At 34.7% G+C, this 18,190-nt stretch carries 15 protein-coding genes; 4 read left to right on the forward strand and 11 right to left on the reverse strand.

Annotation, left to right across the window (positions count from 1 at the left end):
• Positions 1–539 precede the first annotated feature (539 nt).
• From ABC831_RS03495 to ABC831_RS03510, 4 genes are all read left to right on the forward strand, one after another.
• Positions 540–719: a hypothetical protein gene (locus tag ABC831_RS03495; RefSeq protein WP_343246849.1), complete on the forward strand. Its 180-nt coding sequence runs from the start codon at positions 540–542 to the stop codon at positions 717–719.
• Positions 720–942: 223 nt separating this feature from the next.
• The gene (locus tag ABC831_RS03500) at positions 943–2,274 is read left to right on the forward strand and encodes an RNA-binding domain-containing protein (protein WP_343246850.1); all 1,332 of its coding nucleotides are present in this window, start codon (positions 943–945) and stop codon (positions 2,272–2,274) included.
• Positions 2,275–2,680: 406 nt separating this feature from the next.
• Entirely contained in the window at positions 2,681–4,774 is a 2,094-nt protein-coding gene (locus tag ABC831_RS03505; protein WP_343246851.1) for a 5'-methylthioadenosine/S-adenosylhomocysteine nucleosidase family protein, read from the forward strand.
• Between the two features lie 16 nt (positions 4,775–4,790).
• The gene (locus ABC831_RS03510; protein WP_343246852.1) at positions 4,791–6,086 is read left to right on the forward strand and encodes a Ppx/GppA phosphatase family protein; all 1,296 of its coding nucleotides are present in this window, start codon (positions 4,791–4,793) and stop codon (positions 6,084–6,086) included.
• A 141-nt stretch (positions 6,087–6,227) separates the two neighbouring features.
• Here the strand turns inward: ABC831_RS03510 and ABC831_RS03515 are convergent, their stop codons facing one another.
• The 11 genes from ABC831_RS03515 to ABC831_RS03565 all read right to left on the reverse strand — a co-directional run bounded on the left by ABC831_RS03515 (position 6,228) and on the right by ABC831_RS03565 (position 17,772).
• Positions 6,228–6,773: an acyltransferase gene (locus ABC831_RS03515; protein ID WP_343246853.1), complete on the reverse strand. Its 546-nt coding sequence runs from the start codon at positions 6,771–6,773 to the stop codon at positions 6,228–6,230.
• A 26-nt stretch (positions 6,774–6,799) separates the two neighbouring features.
• Positions 6,800–7,705, reverse strand: coding sequence for a hypothetical protein (locus ABC831_RS03520; protein ID WP_343246854.1), 906 nt, complete (start codon positions 7,703–7,705; stop codon positions 6,800–6,802).
• A 39-nt stretch (positions 7,706–7,744) separates the two neighbouring features.
• Complete coding sequence (locus tag ABC831_RS03525; RefSeq protein WP_343246855.1) at positions 7,745–9,286, reverse strand: lipopolysaccharide biosynthesis protein; 1,542 nt, start codon at positions 9,284–9,286, stop codon at positions 7,745–7,747.
• A complete protein-coding gene (locus ABC831_RS03530; RefSeq protein WP_343246856.1) occupies positions 9,286–10,500 on the reverse strand; it encodes an O-antigen ligase family protein in 1,215 nt (404 codons plus the stop codon). Before ABC831_RS03530 ends, ABC831_RS03525 begins: the two co-directional genes overlap by 1 nt.
• Positions 10,501–10,514: 14 nt before the next feature.
• Complete coding sequence (locus ABC831_RS03535; RefSeq protein WP_343246857.1) at positions 10,515–11,297, reverse strand: glycosyltransferase family 2 protein; 783 nt, start codon at positions 11,295–11,297, stop codon at positions 10,515–10,517.
• Positions 11,298–11,364: 67 nt separating this feature from the next.
• Positions 11,365–12,267: an alpha-1,2-fucosyltransferase gene (locus ABC831_RS03540; protein WP_343246858.1), complete on the reverse strand. Its 903-nt coding sequence runs from the start codon at positions 12,265–12,267 to the stop codon at positions 11,365–11,367.
• Entirely contained in the window at positions 12,254–13,522 is a 1,269-nt protein-coding gene (locus ABC831_RS03545; RefSeq protein ID WP_343246859.1) for a glycosyltransferase family 4 protein, read from the reverse strand. Before ABC831_RS03545 ends, ABC831_RS03540 begins: the two co-directional genes overlap by 14 nt.
• Complete coding sequence (locus ABC831_RS03550) at positions 13,516–14,829, reverse strand: nucleoside/nucleotide kinase family protein (protein ID WP_343246860.1); 1,314 nt, start codon at positions 14,827–14,829, stop codon at positions 13,516–13,518. The genes ABC831_RS03545 and ABC831_RS03550 overlap by 7 nt, the downstream gene beginning before the upstream one ends.
• A 28-nt stretch (positions 14,830–14,857) precedes the next feature.
• The gene (locus tag ABC831_RS03555; RefSeq protein ID WP_343246861.1) at positions 14,858–15,775 is read right to left on the reverse strand and encodes a protein kinase family protein; all 918 of its coding nucleotides are present in this window, start codon (positions 15,773–15,775) and stop codon (positions 14,858–14,860) included.
• Positions 15,776–15,844: 69 nt separating this feature from the next.
• Positions 15,845–17,029, reverse strand: a complete 1,185-nt coding sequence (locus tag ABC831_RS03560; RefSeq protein WP_343246862.1) for a glycosyltransferase — start codon at positions 17,027–17,029, stop codon at positions 15,845–15,847.
• A gap of 11 nt (positions 17,030–17,040) precedes the next feature.
• The gene (locus tag ABC831_RS03565; RefSeq protein WP_343246863.1) at positions 17,041–17,772 is read right to left on the reverse strand and encodes a WecB/TagA/CpsF family glycosyltransferase; all 732 of its coding nucleotides are present in this window, start codon (positions 17,770–17,772) and stop codon (positions 17,041–17,043) included.
• Positions 17,773–18,190 lie beyond the last annotated feature (418 nt).

The raw sequence follows: 18,190 nt of genomic DNA on the forward strand, positions 1-18,190 counted from the left end.
CTTCCTGCTGTTCGTAATTCTAGTGCATAGCACTGAATAACCTTTTGCCTTATAAGATCTTTTGGAGAATGAGAGAATGTTGATAAAATTATCTGATTACCATAAAAGTGGATCTTTATATAGGGAATGTACATATGTTCATGGTATTAATCTGCCCTAACGTCCAAATAATTGCTACTATTTACATATAAACTACACAATAGTATCTTTTAGAAACTTTTACGATATTTAGGGGATATACAAATCTATCAATTTATGATATAAACAATAACAGATACCTTAATCTATTAATCTTTGCGTAATGCCTTCTCGCTAATTCCCCTGGAGAAGGCATTTTACTTTCTACAAATATCATTCCAATTAAGGTGAAAATGTTTTTTTGCATTAACGCCATATGAATTGATGAAGTAAAATAGGAAGGCATAATAATTGCGGATAAGTATGGCAGACGATTCGTATTTGTAATAAAATCATAGAAAAGATATAGAAAAAGGAGCTGATCACGATTTTAATCAACGAAGCGGAAGCAACACAAAACAGTGTATCTATTAATGAACTGCCTCTGCCGGATCGATACAAAAGAGGGCTCCATGTCGTATTGCGGATGGGATATTGATCTGCTTATCGTTACGGGAAAAAAACTGGCTGACCGGCAGCTTAGATCCCTTATTCGTGAAAAAGTAGATCAGGCGATAGAAGCGTTCGTACTAAAAAGTTAATACAATAAAGTTATGAGACTCCGGCTTGCTTTCTATAGGTTGTATTCTCATTAAATATTTGCGTAATGCCTTCTCGCGGATAATCTGGAGAAGGCATTTACTGTGATAGCCCCTTGACTATTCTCTCTTTTTGATATATTGTCAAAGAGAGGAAAGAAAAAGTTAGAATGAGTGAGAAAGAACGCGTTAGAAATTTAAATATAATAATTAGGGAGGAGCTGCAATGAAAGCATATGAAAATCTGGATATTGAATTCAAAGAAATTTATGTAGATGATATCAAAAAGGAGGTTATTGCATTTGCGAATACATCCGGCGGCACGGTATATGTTGGAATACGTAAAGATGGGACCATTGCAGGAGTAGAAGACCCTGACCATGTCATGTTACAAGTGGCGAATGCGCTGCGTGACAGTATCAGACCGGATATCATGCCATTTGTACAGATCAAAACAATTGAAAAAGAACAAAAACCAATTATTGAAATATCTGTACAGACCGGAACCGGTAGGCCCTATTATCTGCAGAGCAAAGGCCTGAAACCGGCCGGTGTATATGTGCGCAGAGGGAGTGCATCCCAACCTCTAAGCGATGAGGGGATACGCGAAATGATCGTTCAGACCAGCGGGAAGTCTTTCGAGAGAGGACGCAGCCTCATACAAGAATTAACATTCTTTTCATTTGAACGTGAAATGAGGGAAAGAAATCTGGAATCCGGCCCGGCCCAGATGCGGACGCTGCGAATGATAGGAGAGGATGGACTCTATACGAATCTGGCTTTATTATTGTCGGACCAGTGTGAACACACCATAAAAGTGGCCGTTTTCCAGGGAACAGACAAAGCGGTTTTTCGTGACCGAAAGGAATTTACTGGATCTTTGCTCCAACAGCTGGAAGAGGTCTATCAATTAATAAATTTATATAATAAGACAAAAGCAACTTTTTTTGGACTGAACAGAATTGATACGCGGGATTATCCGGAGGAGGCGGTCAGAGAGGCCTTGCTGAACTGTATTGTTCACAGGGATTATTCCTTCAGCGGTAGTTCGCTCATTCATATTTACGATGATCGTATGGAATTTGTGTCGTTAGGCGGTTTGGTACCTGGCCTTGTTATGGAAGCGATTTTTATGGGGGTATCCCAGTCCAGGAATCCGGACCTGGCGGCGGTTTTCTACCGTATGCGCTTAATAGAAAGCTACGGAACTGGAATAGGGAAAATACAGCGTCTATATGATGATCGGACGGAAAAACCCAAATTTGAGACGGCCCCGGGAGCTTTTCGGGTAACCTTGCCTAACCAAAATGAGACCAGCATATCCGTAAAGGAAGAGACTAAGACAGAGCCCAGAGAAATATTATTACCCTACACATGTGAACAGATTCTTCTTGAATATGTAGGAAATAAGGGATATGTTACGCGTAAGATTGCAGAAGAATTGCTGGGATCGAAATCAACGAAAGCATTTCGTATCTTGAAACAGCTCGTGGAACGAGGACAATTGAAAGTGGAAGGTAAGGGGAAGAATTCAAGGTACGTATTGAATATAAAATAGTAGCGCCAGGTTTCATATTCAAACTATTGATCCTATTGCCTATTTTCAATGTACGGTATACAGTGATCATTGTATTTGTTATAATATGTTTAAAAGAATAATGTAAATATTCCGGTAATGTTTTGTAATACGGAAAAATATTGTAGTTGACCGAGTGGATGAGTTGGACAGAGGTTACTTTGAGCGATATTAGAAATGAGCATCGGGTAGCGGAATGTCCATAGGACTCATCGCCTACGACCTGGAATAAGACTTTGTCCGGTAGGCCCGATTGAAAGGCGTCATCATTGTCCGTGAACTGGTAACGGAAATGGCCTGCGCATTCTGCCGGGAGGTTGGTGCTGGATGCAGGGGTAAGGGAGGAACGGAAGTTCTTAGAAATACAGTAGGATGGAGAAGGTAGAATATGGGAAAAGGGATTCGTTTGTTATTAGTAACTGCTAATGAAAATGAAACAAAAGCATTGCTGAATGATACTGACTTTACATATAAAACGGATCGGTCTGATGATCCAAACGATGCTGCTTTTTATAATATTGGTAAATACGGGCATTATGATATTGTTCATTTTGAACTAACTGATCAAGGTTCTGTCGGTTCAGATGCATCGCAATTAGCAATCGTATCCGCGATAAACAGCTTTCACCCTGACGCCGTGATACTTGTGGGAATAGCATTCGGAAAGGAATTCAGGGATAGTCCGAAGGGTCAAAAAATTGGAGATGTATTGATTTCAGAGAAGGTTGCAGATTATGAAAGCGGAAAAATGAAAGAAGGAAAAGTTTTATCGGATGGTTTTGTTGCCGAAAGCGGCAGACAATTACTATCAGCTTTCAAATATTATGCAAAAACATGGAAATTTGACATAAATGGAAGAAAAGCGAATTATGAGTTCGGCATAATATTGTCTGGAGATAAGGTGGTAGACGATAGAAATTTTAAAGAGAAACTCATTGAAAGGTATCCCCGCGCCATTGGCGGGGAAATGGAGGGGCGGGGAGCTTATGGTGCCTGCCGGAATAGAAATATACACGAATGGATTATTGTAAAGGCTATATGTGACTGGGCTGATGGAACAAAATCAGAGAATAAAAATCAGAATCAAATGATTGCGGCGGAATCCGCTGTTTCGTTTCTGAATCATATATTTACCAGCCCGGAAGCATTTGAGAAAATTCCTAAATTAGACACAAAAAGCAGTCATAATAGTTCTGCAGATCTTGAGGAAACAAATAACCGTGAAAATATTATTGGGTATTTTATTAACTTTGGTATTACCACATGCAGATTATTTAAAGTATTGAGGGGGGAAAGGGTTTTAAAAGAATGTAAGGTTATAAGCTATGATGAATCTAACCCCAAAAGCCCTAAATATTTAAAGGGTATCATAGAACATGTAAGAAATGAGATTCTTCCATCCATAAACAAAAATCATAACCAGATTTTTTTAAAAACATTTGCAGATGCATGTTTTTCGGAAGTTTTTATAAATGATGCAAAAAGAAACGAGTTTATTATGGATTTTTATAATGAAACGAATTTGTATTTTAATATATTATCCCAAAAACAAACCGAGGAAAATCTAAGACGACTTTTTAAAAAACTTGAGAATGGCACGGCGATTGTAAATATCGGTTCCCAATTTATATACATTTTGGTGAAACATGGAAATAAATTCGATATGTATAATTTAAAATTTACACTAAAAGATGTATCGGACTATGTATCGAAACACGCTATTCCAGAAATTTGGAATGAATCAGCTATTTTGAAAATTAAGACATTTATTAAGGATCATCTAATCGATGAGATCGGACGCGTCAAAGCGAAAAATGTGGTAATTATTAAAGATGAACTGAAATTCATGCGGAATCTGGGATATCCATTAAAGTTTGAAGGCGGATGTGATTGTATAACCTTTGAAGATTACAAAAAGGCTAACCGAGAATTTTTATTCAGTATAGATTATAGGAATGAGGTGGATACAGCAACTTCTGAAAAATCAATCGCCAATCGACTATACGGTTTTAAAAATGGCCATATTATTTTGGAAACAATCTTTGAATGTATCGCTACGGAAACAATCATACCATCTGATGAATTAAGTATTCACGGGAGTTTGAATGCATACATATTTAATGTAGCCATTAGCGGAAGCTCCAAAGGGGATAGGGCAAAATATATGATAGAAGCCCATAAGCTTATGACAGAAATGGGGGCTACAGTGCTAAGCCCGCGAATCGTGAACGGAAAACTGTCAAAACAAACCCTTGCGACCGATGTAAGGCATGCGGGTGCCATAAGAGAATGTGATTTGCTTTTTATCAGCAATAAGGATGGTTATATCGGTGATCAAACCGGCCGAGAAATATATGGGGCATATTTATTAAATAAGCCAATTGCATTTTGGAGAGAACCGGATAATGTCGAACGGTTAGAGTACATTCCGCACGAGGAATGGTGGAATTTAATGAGATTTTTACAAGGTAATGAAGATTAAGTTGGAGGATTTTTCTATGAATAAATACTTAATAGATATAGGCTCATCAACTGTCAAGTTTTATAAACAGGAAAATAAGAAAATAATGCTAATGGAACAAAAGACCATCGGATTCAAGGAAGGTTTTACTGAATACGGGCTGTCAGCTTGTAAAAAAGCTGAATTAATTGATTATTTCAATTACTTGAGTAAAAAATATTTTTTAACAAACAGAAATACGAAGCTTTATGCGACCGGTATTTTCCGCGACATCATAAATAAAAAATTATTCGTTGAAGATTTTTTTGCCCGGACAGGTCTATATTTTAATATTATTTCTCATGATTTGGAAGCGTTCTATTTGGAGAGGGCATGGATTCATAAATCATGTAAAAATATTGGCAGGATGATCGTTATAAATATCGGTGGGAAAACAACGGAAATTTTGCTGTATGAAAACGGTACGATGATAGATGAGCCTAAAAAACTCACGATTGGGGTAGGTACAGTACTAAAAAAATACCCTGGAATAAATGATACTTATAGTGAGTATTCCGTTGACTCAGTTGTAAAAGATATACTTGAAGATATGAAAAGCCAATTGCCTCCAAGTAATATAGATTATAATATTGCAATATATACAGGTGGGGAATTGTCTTATATGAAATGTGCAGATTATAACTTAATATCCAACACCATAATAGAAGATTCTGTTCATCCGTATATGATTCACACAAGCGATTACTTTCAACGAAATAAGGCTATATTTTCAGAAATTTCAATGACCGAGCTTAAAAATATGATGCCGCAGAATCCGGAATGGATGGGTGGCGCAAGAGCATGTTCTGCACTTGCGCAAGCGATCCTTCAATATTATAAAGTTAAAACTGTCATTCCGTCAGATTCTAATTTGATCGACGGTGTTCATGTTCAGGAAGCGAATCATGTGGTTATCTGCGGCAGCTTCAACAAGCATTTGAGGCAAATAGATCATCTAATCCGAAAACTAAACCGGAATGATATCTCCGTTTTAAGTCCGCGGAGTACAGAGGTAATTGGTTCTGAAAACGACTTTGTGTTATTTAAAAATGATATTATTGTGAATCACAATACATGGGCGGTAGAAGAATTACATTTAAAAGCGATTGATAAGTGTGACTTTGTTATCGCATGTAATTATGATAATTATATCGGAGTATCGACAACCTTTGAATTAGAGCATGCGTACAGGGCAGGTAAAAAGATCGTATTTGTTGAAGATAATGAAATCGCGGACACATTCGGGAAAAGAATAGGCGCTTATCCTATGCCGTGTGAAATAGGCATTTTATAAAATACTCTATTAAAATCATTACCGGTAAAAATGAGCGCCGACATAGCTACCTGTGTCACGCCTTTCGTATACTAAACTAAAGAGCTTTCTTACAGAATGCCTCAAAATCCGCAATACCTTGAGGCATTTTTTATAGCACCTTCAATTGCTTTGGTTCCTGGTTTCTTCAGAATTTCGAAAGTGTATTATTTTAGCAGGTACTCCTCCTGCTACGGCATAATCGGGAATGTTTTTTGTTACTACTGCGCCGGAACCTATAATTACATGATCACCAATTTTCACGCCTGGCATAATTACACATCTAATTCCAATCCATACGTCATTTCCAATTATGACGGGATTACTTTTTGTTACACCCTGTAGCATAATTGGTGTATCCGTTTTATCATAAGCATGCATAGACGAATAAATCACAACATCTGGTCCCATAATGACATAATCTCCCATAACCAAATCGTTTTCGATCTTACAGTTAATTCCCAACTGTGAGAAATTACCCATAATAACATTGCGGCCGTCTCCAAAATATGCGCCATGTTTAATAACTATGTTTTTTCCAGCAGATTTAAATAACCGGCTGCAAATCCAACTTCTCAGACGGTTCCCAAATTTGTATCCCGGAAGCGGTTGATAAGGCAGATTCCTGGCGAAGCCATAATACAAAAAAATCAAAAGTTTTCTTTTCATCTTCATACCTCGCATTAAAGTCTTTTTTACCAGATAGATGATAATTTTTTCGAGATTCGTTTTATTTGTTTTAGATATTTGTCAACGATATCCTTCATATAATATAAAAACCATTTTTTATTGTATAAATATTTTAGAATCGTAGAACATTTAATCTCCTGATTGGAATATTTCGCACTAAAATCTTTCATTATGCGAATCACTTTATCTGAATCCATATTCATGAGACATTTGACAGCGCTTCGGGAACAACACATACCATGCACTTTAGAAAACATTTTAACAGATATTACATTATCTATATTTTTTACATATTTACTTTGTTCAACATCATTTGGTAATCGTCCGGGATAAAAATATAAAATATAAGATGAGCTGTTTTTCACATACTCAATCAGATTATAATATTTACATCTATTTTTATCATTTTTAAACTTATCAATATAAAACCAAGTTTGAGAATCCACAACATTTAAATTAAAGTATCCTGAAAAACAATAAATTAACTTTGCACCCAAAATACTTCCTGCTAATGTAGCGGCATAAGCACCTGCGGAAGATCCTACGGTATATAACTCATAACCATCCGTTTCTTTTTTTAAAAAACTTAATACAGCGTCCATGCTGGGTAGAGTATGGTTAATACCTGTTATATAAAATTGCTTTGCTATATCCCGAATATAGATATTTTTATCAGCTTTTATTTTTAAATCAGACTTATAAAATTCGAATTTATTTTCACTATCAATAAATGCTTTTTTAAATGCGTCGATTGTATTAGGATAATATATAGCGCTTGAGGAAAAATATATAACAGCTACCGGTAAAGTCTGATTATTTATCGTTTCTTCAATCAAATAGTTACTAAGATGGTATGCTTTATTAAAATAATCTCCTGATACTATGCTTAAGTTTGATTTTTCAGTTTTCATTATCCACCTGCTTTGCATATTTGAATTTCCATGGTTGAATCATTTATGTTTTGAAAATCGAGTAATTAAATTATTTAATAATTTAAAAATATTGAGTGGCCCAAGTACTATTAATGAAATGAAACAAAGAGCAATACAACCTGAGATAGCTGCGAATATGATTAACGCAAACCATGATTTTATGACAAAAAACTCTTTAAAATAGGATAGAAAACATATAATAATTAAGGAGCATAGGATTGATTTAATAACGGTAGGATAAAATGTATACCATTTCAGTTTTAGATTTTTGCAAGCGTATAATGGTATAAAAAGACCAACTGATATTATTTGTATGCTTGAACTTATAAAAGGCAGTGAGATTAAATCCGGTTTAAATAAGTAATTTACCAGAAAGACAATTATGATATTTAAAATACCCAATGACATAGTAACAATAGCAGGTACTTTCACTTTATTCATTACAACATTTAAATTCACGAGGGTCCAAGTACATGTAATAAAAAAATGCGGCAAAATAGAGATTAGTGATAACGTTGATAAATAATAGGGATCTTCACCAGGAGTCCATAATGTGAAAAAATTTGAGGATAAAGCTATAAATACCGAAATTATGGTACAACCTAAAATTCCAACCAGTTTTTGTGAATTAATAATTTCTTTTATTAATCCATTTCTATCATTCAATGCATATTTGTACGTAATTACTGGGAAAAAAACACCAATCAACATTGTAATAACACCATTTATAAACTGTGGTATGGTATTCGCAATTGAATATGTTCCGGAGGCCCCCGCCCCATAGTATATATTAGCAAGTATAATCGACATGCCTACTATTAGGTTATTGCCTAATGTATTTATTGCATTCCAGATACTGGAAGTAAATAAAATTTTTATGTGTTTCCAGGAAAAATAGTTTTTAGAAATTTTAATTTCAGGTAAAAGCATTTTCGTATATTTAATTTGTATCAGAATATTTAAGCTGGAGATCGCCAGAGCGACTATTCCAATATAAATAATAGATGGAATAAAAAATTTGTACAAAACAAAAAAAAGAACTAATTTCAACCCTGCTAAAATTAGTTCTCGAATAGATCTTAAATCAATTCGATTTTTAGCAAAAGTGGCTATTCCAAATACTGTTGCAAGAATATTAATTAATGCTGATGAAAACACTAAAATAAATAAACTTTTTATAGCTGCTAAAGAGTTAATCGGTATATCCATAAAAGCATCTATAAAAAATACAAACAAAAACATTGGCACCAACAAAATGATACTTATTATAAGATCTGATATTAAAACGGATGAGTAATATTTGTTGGCTTCTAAATCATCCCCTTTAACCAGTGATACAGTTACAAATCTGCTGGCCATCGAATTCATTGCGTTAGTTAGAATGGACATATAGCTCACGATCGTATTTGCTACCGGATAAAAACTATAAGTTTCTCTTCCTAAAGCGTTAATTAAAAATGGTGTTAAAAGAAAAGAGATGATAAGATTAGCTGAATATGAAACGGTATTGCTCATCAAATTCAAGCCTGTCTGTTTTTTACTGATACTATTATAATTCACTAGTTGTCTGTTCCTTTCCTAACAAAATCCTGTGATTTCATTTTTATTAAGTGTCCGCATAAAACCAGGAAAAAATAAAAAGACCAACAGCTGGCCATGCCGTATGAATAAAACAAAAAGGTTAGCATAAATAAAACAAATATAACGATCGAAAAATTATTTAGATTTTGATCATTTATTTTAATTAGATTATGACAATATGTTACTATTAATAATAAAAACACACTAAGCGAAATGATACCGCCTTCAACTAATATATGTAATATTTGATTGTGTTCACTTATAAGGACGCTATTCGTATATCTTGTAACCATTGCACCCACACCATACCCCCACACTGGTGATTTTAATATATTACTCATAGTAATAGTCCATATATAGGTCCTGCCAGAAAATGTAATACTTTTATGCAGGATATTCTCAACAATAAAAGATACGATGGAGCTGTTTAATAAAGAATTTGTTACTGTGACAGTAAAATATATCACAATGCTGATTCCCATAACAACATAAGAATTAATTCTTAATTTATTTAATACATGTATTCGGTCGAGATAATAAAATACTAGTATTAACATGAGCACAACAACAGAGGTCATATCCCGGTCGTCAAACATAAATATTCCGTAGAAAATATATAAGACGAGTAATACATTAGCCATTTTTATATATAACTTTTTGTGATATAAATGAGCCATTATAAAAGATAAAAAATAAGCTAATAAAATTAGCAAATAGTAATTATAAGTCTGCCCTAAAAAATAGATATGATCCGACCATCCAAAACCATTTGTAATTGTGAGAAATCCTTGTGGATTCACCAAAATCAAAAGTGCGTTTATAAATAAATAGATTAAACAAAGAGAACAAATTGCATCTAACATATAGTAAAATTCTTCTTTAGGACATTGTTCTAATATAAAAATTGATATTAGCACCACTAAACAGGAACCCCAATAAGATATTAAATCTCTATTGTTCAGGTAAGTAGAGATGCTTTGGACAAATATAAACAACAGTACTATGCAGGAAATGAAAGTAAGCTTTTTTTTCCCTTTTATGAGGGAGACTGTGATACCTAAAAAAAGATATGTAAATATTAATATTAAATATAAAATTCTTATACTTTTAATTAATGGTTGATTATAAAAATAAATATTTATAATTGGGAAAAATAAAAATAAATATTTAATTTTCTTTTTTGATATTGCCATTCTTATTCACCTGTTTATACTAAATTTTTCAATCTGATTAAGCGTTTTCCTCCATGTAATGCATATATATTAGAACAGAACTCTGGAATATGAAAAATTTTCAGGAAAATATTAATAACACTCCATTTGCCTCGTTCTCTATTGTAACTTATTTTATCCTCTGATTTTTGACCGGGATGTTTCCTAAAGCCTGATAATATAACATCTGTAATATAGATATCACTATGATGCGCAAACTTTTTCCATAGCAGGATATCTCCTGCATATTTATACTTTCGTATAGCAGAACCGTTTGCAGATTCCCATAACGATTTTTTCCAAAAAGTAGATTCCTGCTGGAATCCGCAGCCACCTTTTCCGGGATACCCAATTTTCATAAAAAAACGGAATGGTATTGGCAGAATAGTATTGGCAGAATACATAACTCCATTTTCCGTGTATATTACAGGATAGCCCGTAAGCCAAAGTATGTCAGGATTTGACATAATATTTATAACCATGTTAACGGTATAAGGACGATACATATCATCTGCGTTTAACCAAGCAAGTATGTCCCCAGTAGCTATGCTAAATCCTTTGCATATGGCATCGTACATTCCATTGTCCGGTTCTGTAATCCATCGCATGTTATAAGTACCGGAATAATGTTTAACGATATCCAGTGTTGCATCTGTGGAACCTCCATCAACGATAATATGCTCGTAATTCAGGTTCGTTTGGTTTTTAATTGACAATATACAATCTTCTATATATTTTTCACAGTTATAAGTCGGTGTAATAATAGACAGCTTTGACATTTTTACAATATTCCTTCACTGTTTTTATTCATAGTTCTTAATGCTGTTTGAAATTATTTTATAAAAATTAACCTCTGAATATATCTCCAATAAATTGCAGTACCGTAAAGAAATTAGACATAAGATTTCTGCTGCCCCCTTTGATGTTAACCCATTCAGTTAAATAGCAATCCTCATTATTGCGGTAACATAAGTAACTGGGATAACGGATCGGACAATAAGTGGTACCGAATTTTGGATCTATAAAGGCTGACATAGTTGAAAATGTACTGTTACAGATGATATGAGCATCGCACATCGAGATCAGACACATATCCTCGATCAAGCTTCCACGTACATCTAACGAATCAAATTTTTTCATAAATTTAGTGACGGATCTTGTCTTAGTATCATAAAAGCAAAGAAATATAGGATTTTCAAAATCTTTCTGCGCTTTACGCGCAGCGTTCATCCAATACGATGATTTTAAAGTTAATCCGTGTGTTGTATAATCCTTACCTACCCTAAAATGCACGGAGATAACAGGCCGGCCATAATATTTTTTATGTACTTCATTTAACTTTTTCTGGGCATGGTTTACCGTATCACTTTGAAACTTAAACCATTTTATGACATCATTGCGCCTATTTTTAAAATATCGAAAGGATTCAAATAATCCATCCATAACTACATTATCATTTATGTTTATTGCTTCATCGAAATAAAATTTTCCCCTATTACCGATACGATAGGTATTTTCATTATAAACTGCCATATCTGCGGGGATACTTTGGAGGTACTCTTCCTCCGGTAAGAGAAACAGAGTTCTAATATCATTGCCATATTTTGTATCTCTGTCATTTATGTACCGCTCCGCCATTGGCTGCCTGTAATATTGGAATGTGAATTTTTTATCCTCCGCTATTGATTTTACAGCGGCGTACTGCATCATCTGATTACCCAGCTGGTTCTTCAATTTAGCGATCAACATATGCTGCATCCTTTCCAAGATCAATCATTACACGTTCATATACTTGAGATATGATGTGCATATTGCGCTCCCACGAGTACATTGTTTCGATACGCTTCCGAGCTGATATTCCCTGCAATTCAACCAGTTTTCTGTCTTTGGAATATATCTTTATGGCTTTCATAATATCTTTTTTTATAGTACCGTAGTCACTAATTTCTATAAGAGTTCCGGTGCTGTTGGTAACGATTTCGCCTGCCCCATGATGGTTCAGAGTGATAACAGGAAGTCCATGAGACATAGCTTCTAATATAACATTACCGGAAGTGTCCCTCAGACTGGTAAAAATAAAAACATCCGCATTATCATAGTGCCCATTAACATCCTGATAGGATAAAGAACCGGTAAAATGTATTTTGTCTTCCAGCCCATATACTTTAACAAGACGCTCACATGCCTGACGGTCTTCCCCATCCCCGATAATTTCTAAATAGAAATCCTTAAAATCAGATTGTCCCAATGCATCAAGCAGAATTTTCAAACCTTTGCGGGGCCATATACCCCCAATCCAAAGAAGTTTGATCGTGTCTGACATGGATTGGCTGTAAACTTTAATCTGGTTTCGTTCCGGGTTGTATGCTGTTTCTAACAACCGTACGTAATTTCTGGATGAAGGCATAATTTTTTCTGTGGACTGGTCGGCAATTAAAATTGCCGCAGCGCTTTTTATGGCATTGTGAATATCCCTGGAGAAATATATGTAAATATAATTTATAATGTTTCTGATAATTTCTTTTACTATATTTCTTTTATGAATATAAGCTTTTTTAAAAACTGATCGGTAAAATTGTCCTCCCCCGATCGGTCCCCAAACAAAAGGAACATTTATTTTATATAACTTACCAGGCGTTCTGAATTCGTTAAATGTTATATGATGTATGATATCAATTTTTTCTTCGATTACTATTTTGCGGGCGATTGTAAGAATTTCTTTCTGCCATTTTTTATAATAGATAAAAACACCGTTTGGTAAATGTTTTACCTTTAGCATATATTCTGCACAGTCATAGAAGTAGAAGTGGAGATGCTTATTTGTGTGTTTCGCAATATAGTCTTCAATGCTGGTTTTATTGTTTAAACGGGTAATAACAAACACATCAAATTTTTCTGACAAATGGAGTGCCCAATTCCAGCCCACTCCTGGCTCTGAACCCTTATTCGGTTCACAGGCATATGCCGATAGTAATATTCTAAGTCTTTTAACCGGCTTTACCATCGTCTTCTTCCTCTCATTTTTTCATTGCATATGGTAAGCATCTGGTTAACACAATCACTTACGCTATTTACTGTTGTATCAATAAAAAACGCTTTGTTGTTATTCAGAAAAAGTTCCTCCAATTTTTCCTTTTGCGCTTCTATATCCTCTATCGTAATTTCATGCTTTCTGTTGAACAGTATTTGACTATCACCTGTAAGTATAAAAATAACATCCGGCTTTTTCATGAAACAGCTAAAAAACTTGAGAAAACCGGTGGGCAAATTGATATTATATCGAATTTTGTCGACGTAATAATCATAATAATACCTTTCAATCAGGACCAGGGAACTTTGTATTTTGGCTTTTGTAATGACAAGATTGCCAATCATGTAGTCAATGAAGTAATATCCAAACTTTAGTAAAGATAGAATTCTTCCGGCTTTAAAAGTTTTGCCGTGGGGGTCGCTGGCATCAATGGGTGTATTACCCTTACCGATCCGGGAGATATCGTTAAGCACTCGAACTCTTGAATGATAATGCTTCACGCGTCGAAAGGCGGTTTCATATTTATGAATCAGTTCATCCGCAATTGTAGTCTTACCTGCGCCATCAACCCCCATCAACACTATGAACATACCGGTAGGATGAAGAATCCGTTCCATCTTTCTTAATATATCAAATAAAATATAATGAATATTTGATTTTAGATTAGATGACTTCAGCAGCAGTTCATTCCTCAAATAATCTATATTAAGCTTTTGAAAAGTTTTTTGCTCTATGGCTGTGAGAACAGATTCAATACTATCTGTGTTTAAGAACCTGTGCAAAAAGCATTTTACCAGTTCTCTTTCTTGAGCGGACATCTCAAGCCATAGAGAATTCAATTGTATCTTGCTTCTTTCTGAAAAGTTTCTTTTCAAGATTTTTTTAATCAAAATATATGAAAATTCAGTATGACTTGATGGTATAAAGAAATTATTATACTTTTTTCTGTCAGCAATTAATTCATCTATTGGAATTAAAATACGGCCGTTTCTTTCATAATGTATACAAAAATCCACTTGAATAAATTCTTCATCATTGGAAATCACACAATCTGCAGCATAATATTCATGTCTCCAAAACTGTATCATGCGCCACCCAGTTCCCTGCAGTATTGAATCTAACAAGTGAATCGCTGTTTCAATTTTATCTGTTTTTATAGCAAAATCGATATCTGAATCAATCTCTTCGGGTAGATTTTGATATGAGTGCAATATTACAAATTTTATATTCATAGAGCAAAAAGTATTTACTATATGATGGAAAACATCCTTTGAATTCATATTATTCTCCCAATCTAATCAGTATAATCTATACGGATCCCAACACCCCGTACATGGTATTAAAAAATAACTCAGCAAGTTCTTGAGAATTTTGGTTTCCAAGCCAAGGATCATATTCAATAGCCTTTTTTATTGCATTTTGAATGGCTTCTTTCTCAGATTTATGATGTAATTTTCTTTCAATCATATAAGTATAATGGATCAGGTCATATCCTCGAAACCTAACACCACAGTGTTCCCAATCAAAAACAATATAACGGTCTTTACCCTTTTTAATATTCCAGGGAGCAAAATCACCATGTGAGAATTCATAATCAATATCGTCCGAGTATAGAGGCCTTCCTGATATTTCGTGGTAGATTCCATAAATGTCATCCGTCATAACAGGTTTCACTTTATCACCTGCGAATTCTTTTGTTACCAGGATATTAAACGGGAATTGATCTGTTAATGTTTTGCTGTCAACCAGCTTTGGGATATTAAATTTTGAATATTTCCGCTTTCCATTTAAAAAATCAATCTCATTTAATAGCTCGGTGTTAGTATTTTTATTTCCCACCTTAATAAATAAAGATGCTGTTCGCTTAGAGTTAAAACATTGAAACACTAATTTTTGCTTTTCATTGTAAGTACCGGCAATCATGTTCCAAGCCGTCGAATCCGTTTTGCTGAATATTTCCATAATTGCAGGATGCAATGTAGCCTTTACAAAATAGCCAAGGCTGCCTGCCGCGAGCGTAGATAAGGGGAAATATTCGAGATACCACATCAAAAACCTAAGCTTATTGGAATAGGTAGAGAGATTACTGCTTAACCTTTTTTTCCCACCGTTAACCGAGATGAGGTAACGGATTCTGCTTTTATCGCATAAAGCAAAGTGAGTCGCGTTTTTATGTGAAACAGCTTCAATATCTACTGCCTGCTCTAATATTTCTGAATCTTTCAACTAAATCTCCTTACCAAGAGTAAGCAAGCCCTGATTCGGGCAGCATTGACTCTTCTAGAATTGTTGTATTTATTTAATCTGATCATATATTTTTAATAATTGTTTGTAATTGCTCTCGGGAGAAAACTGGTTTATGTATGTTTGGTAAGCAGCTTCCCCATAAGACACCCTGTCCAGTTTCTCAAAATGCTCGATCGTATTTATTAATGCTTCACATGAATTATATTTAAATGTAAGTCCATTCTTACCATTTACAACTAAACTACCAATATTACCGATGTCACCCGCAATAACAGGGACATGGCTGGCAAATGCTTCGGCGATAATCATGCCAAAAGTTTCGTACCACTGGGATGGAACAATAACTGCAATGGCTCTGTTATATGCTTTGCCTACTTCCCCATGTTTCAGAAAACCTGTGAATTTTATATTCTGGGCGTTGTAACTTCTGGCCAGCAGCATATATTTATTTAATTCTGTTCCAGTTCCCGCAATTAACAGTTTCCGGTCCGGAATCTGTGAGAATGCTTCTATAAGAATATCCAGACCTTTAATTTTTTCGATTCTTCCAACAAAGAGATAGTATTCACCTTGGAAGAATTGACCGGTATTCGCAAAAGTAAAGTTAGGTTTAATGAATACCTTATCTGGATCAACAATGTTATTTTTTACAGGTCGGTTTAACTGCAATAATTTTTTACTATTAAATTCCGTTAAACAAATAAAATTTACTTTTTTATATGTTCTTAATAAACGATGTATTTTAGTCGTCAGGACACAAATAAATGTCTGAAGCTTACTATTTCTATAACAGCCATATTGAATCGCACATCCCAGACCACGTTCGATGCATTCTTCACATATATGTCCATCGCGGTAAAACGTAGCTCCGGGACATAAAAGCCGGAAATTATGCATGGTCTGTACGACTGGTATATTACAATGAAAGGCGGCATAATAAACGGATGGGCTGATTAAATTCATGGTGTTATGGACATGCAGAATATTGATATTGTGTTCCTGAATTAATTGTTTGACCTCTTTGTAAGTTCTAAAACTAAATATCATTGAGAAGGGCAGGCATATTTTTTTTAAGAGAGTCATACTTTCTATTTCTGAATTATCTCTGCTGTACAGCATTACCACATGCCCGTTATTTTCCAGCAACTTTTTCTCATTTTCAACAACAATATCTTCACCACCGGGAATCTGGTAATAATTATGAACTATAAGAATTCTTAGCTTCGTCTCCATAATGCAATTCCTTATTTCCCCCTTATTATTGCTTCCCATATAAACTTCTTATTTGTGTGGAAATACCTATAAAACAGCCTGAATGGATCTTGAATCAGGCGATATAACCATTCCAGATTCATTTTTTGCATCCATTGCGGCGCTCGCATTAGGTTACCGGCATAATAATCAAAACCTGCCCCTACACCGATCATTAGCCCGGTTAACTTCCCTTGATGTTCAGCCATAAATAATTCCTGCTTTGGAGCTCCAAGGCCGATCCAGATAAAATCTGCATTTAAGGAATTTATTCTATTAATTATGTATTGATCCTCTTCATCCGTTAAAGGGCGAAAGGGAGGGCTATACATACCGGTTATCACAATTCCCGGATAATTCTCCATTAACTTGTCGGATAGTTTTGTTAATGTATTCGGAGTAGAACCATAGAAAAAATGCCGGTATCCTTTTTCGGCTGATATCTTGAATATATTACCCATAAGATCCGGTCCCGTTGTGCGGCTCATGTTTTTATATCCTCTTAAATGGCCGACGGTACTCAAAGGACCACCATCCGGTATTGCCATCAAACCTCCATTTTGGATGGCGCAGTATTTCTTATCTTCATATGAGGTCACAGTGGTATGGACATTAGAAATACAGATATAATCACCGGACAAATCATTGCAATGTTCCGGTGTAATATGTTTCTCTAAATAATTCATTAACCATTCCATATTAATAGCGGCAATATTTACTCCCAAAATATTGCATACAGGTATCTCGAGCTTATTTACTTGTCTAAGATAGTTTTTATTGTATAAACACATAGTAAAATCTAATCTTTCCCCGGATAACTTACATATTCCAGTCACAAATTACAAAGTATAATGATTGCCAAGCGCTATAAGACGTTACATATAATCACAGGCAAATATTAATAAAATACTGCATTATATTCCGTCTATTAAAATCTTAAATATAACCCCAAAAAACACAGGCCGATCAACTGACCTCCCAAATAATTGCTATTATTTGAAACTCCATATGAAACTCAAAACCATCCAAAATCTTAAGATTTTCCACCCCAAAAATAAGAAAATAATAAGCCTTCCCCCGTTGCCCTCAGCCCCCATAAATGCTAAAATACCCAATATCAAGTACGAAACCCCAAAACCCCAT

Source organism: Diplocloster hominis (assembly GCF_032380655.1).
Classification (GTDB): Bacteria; Bacillota; Clostridia; order Lachnospirales; family Lachnospiraceae; genus Diplocloster; species Diplocloster hominis.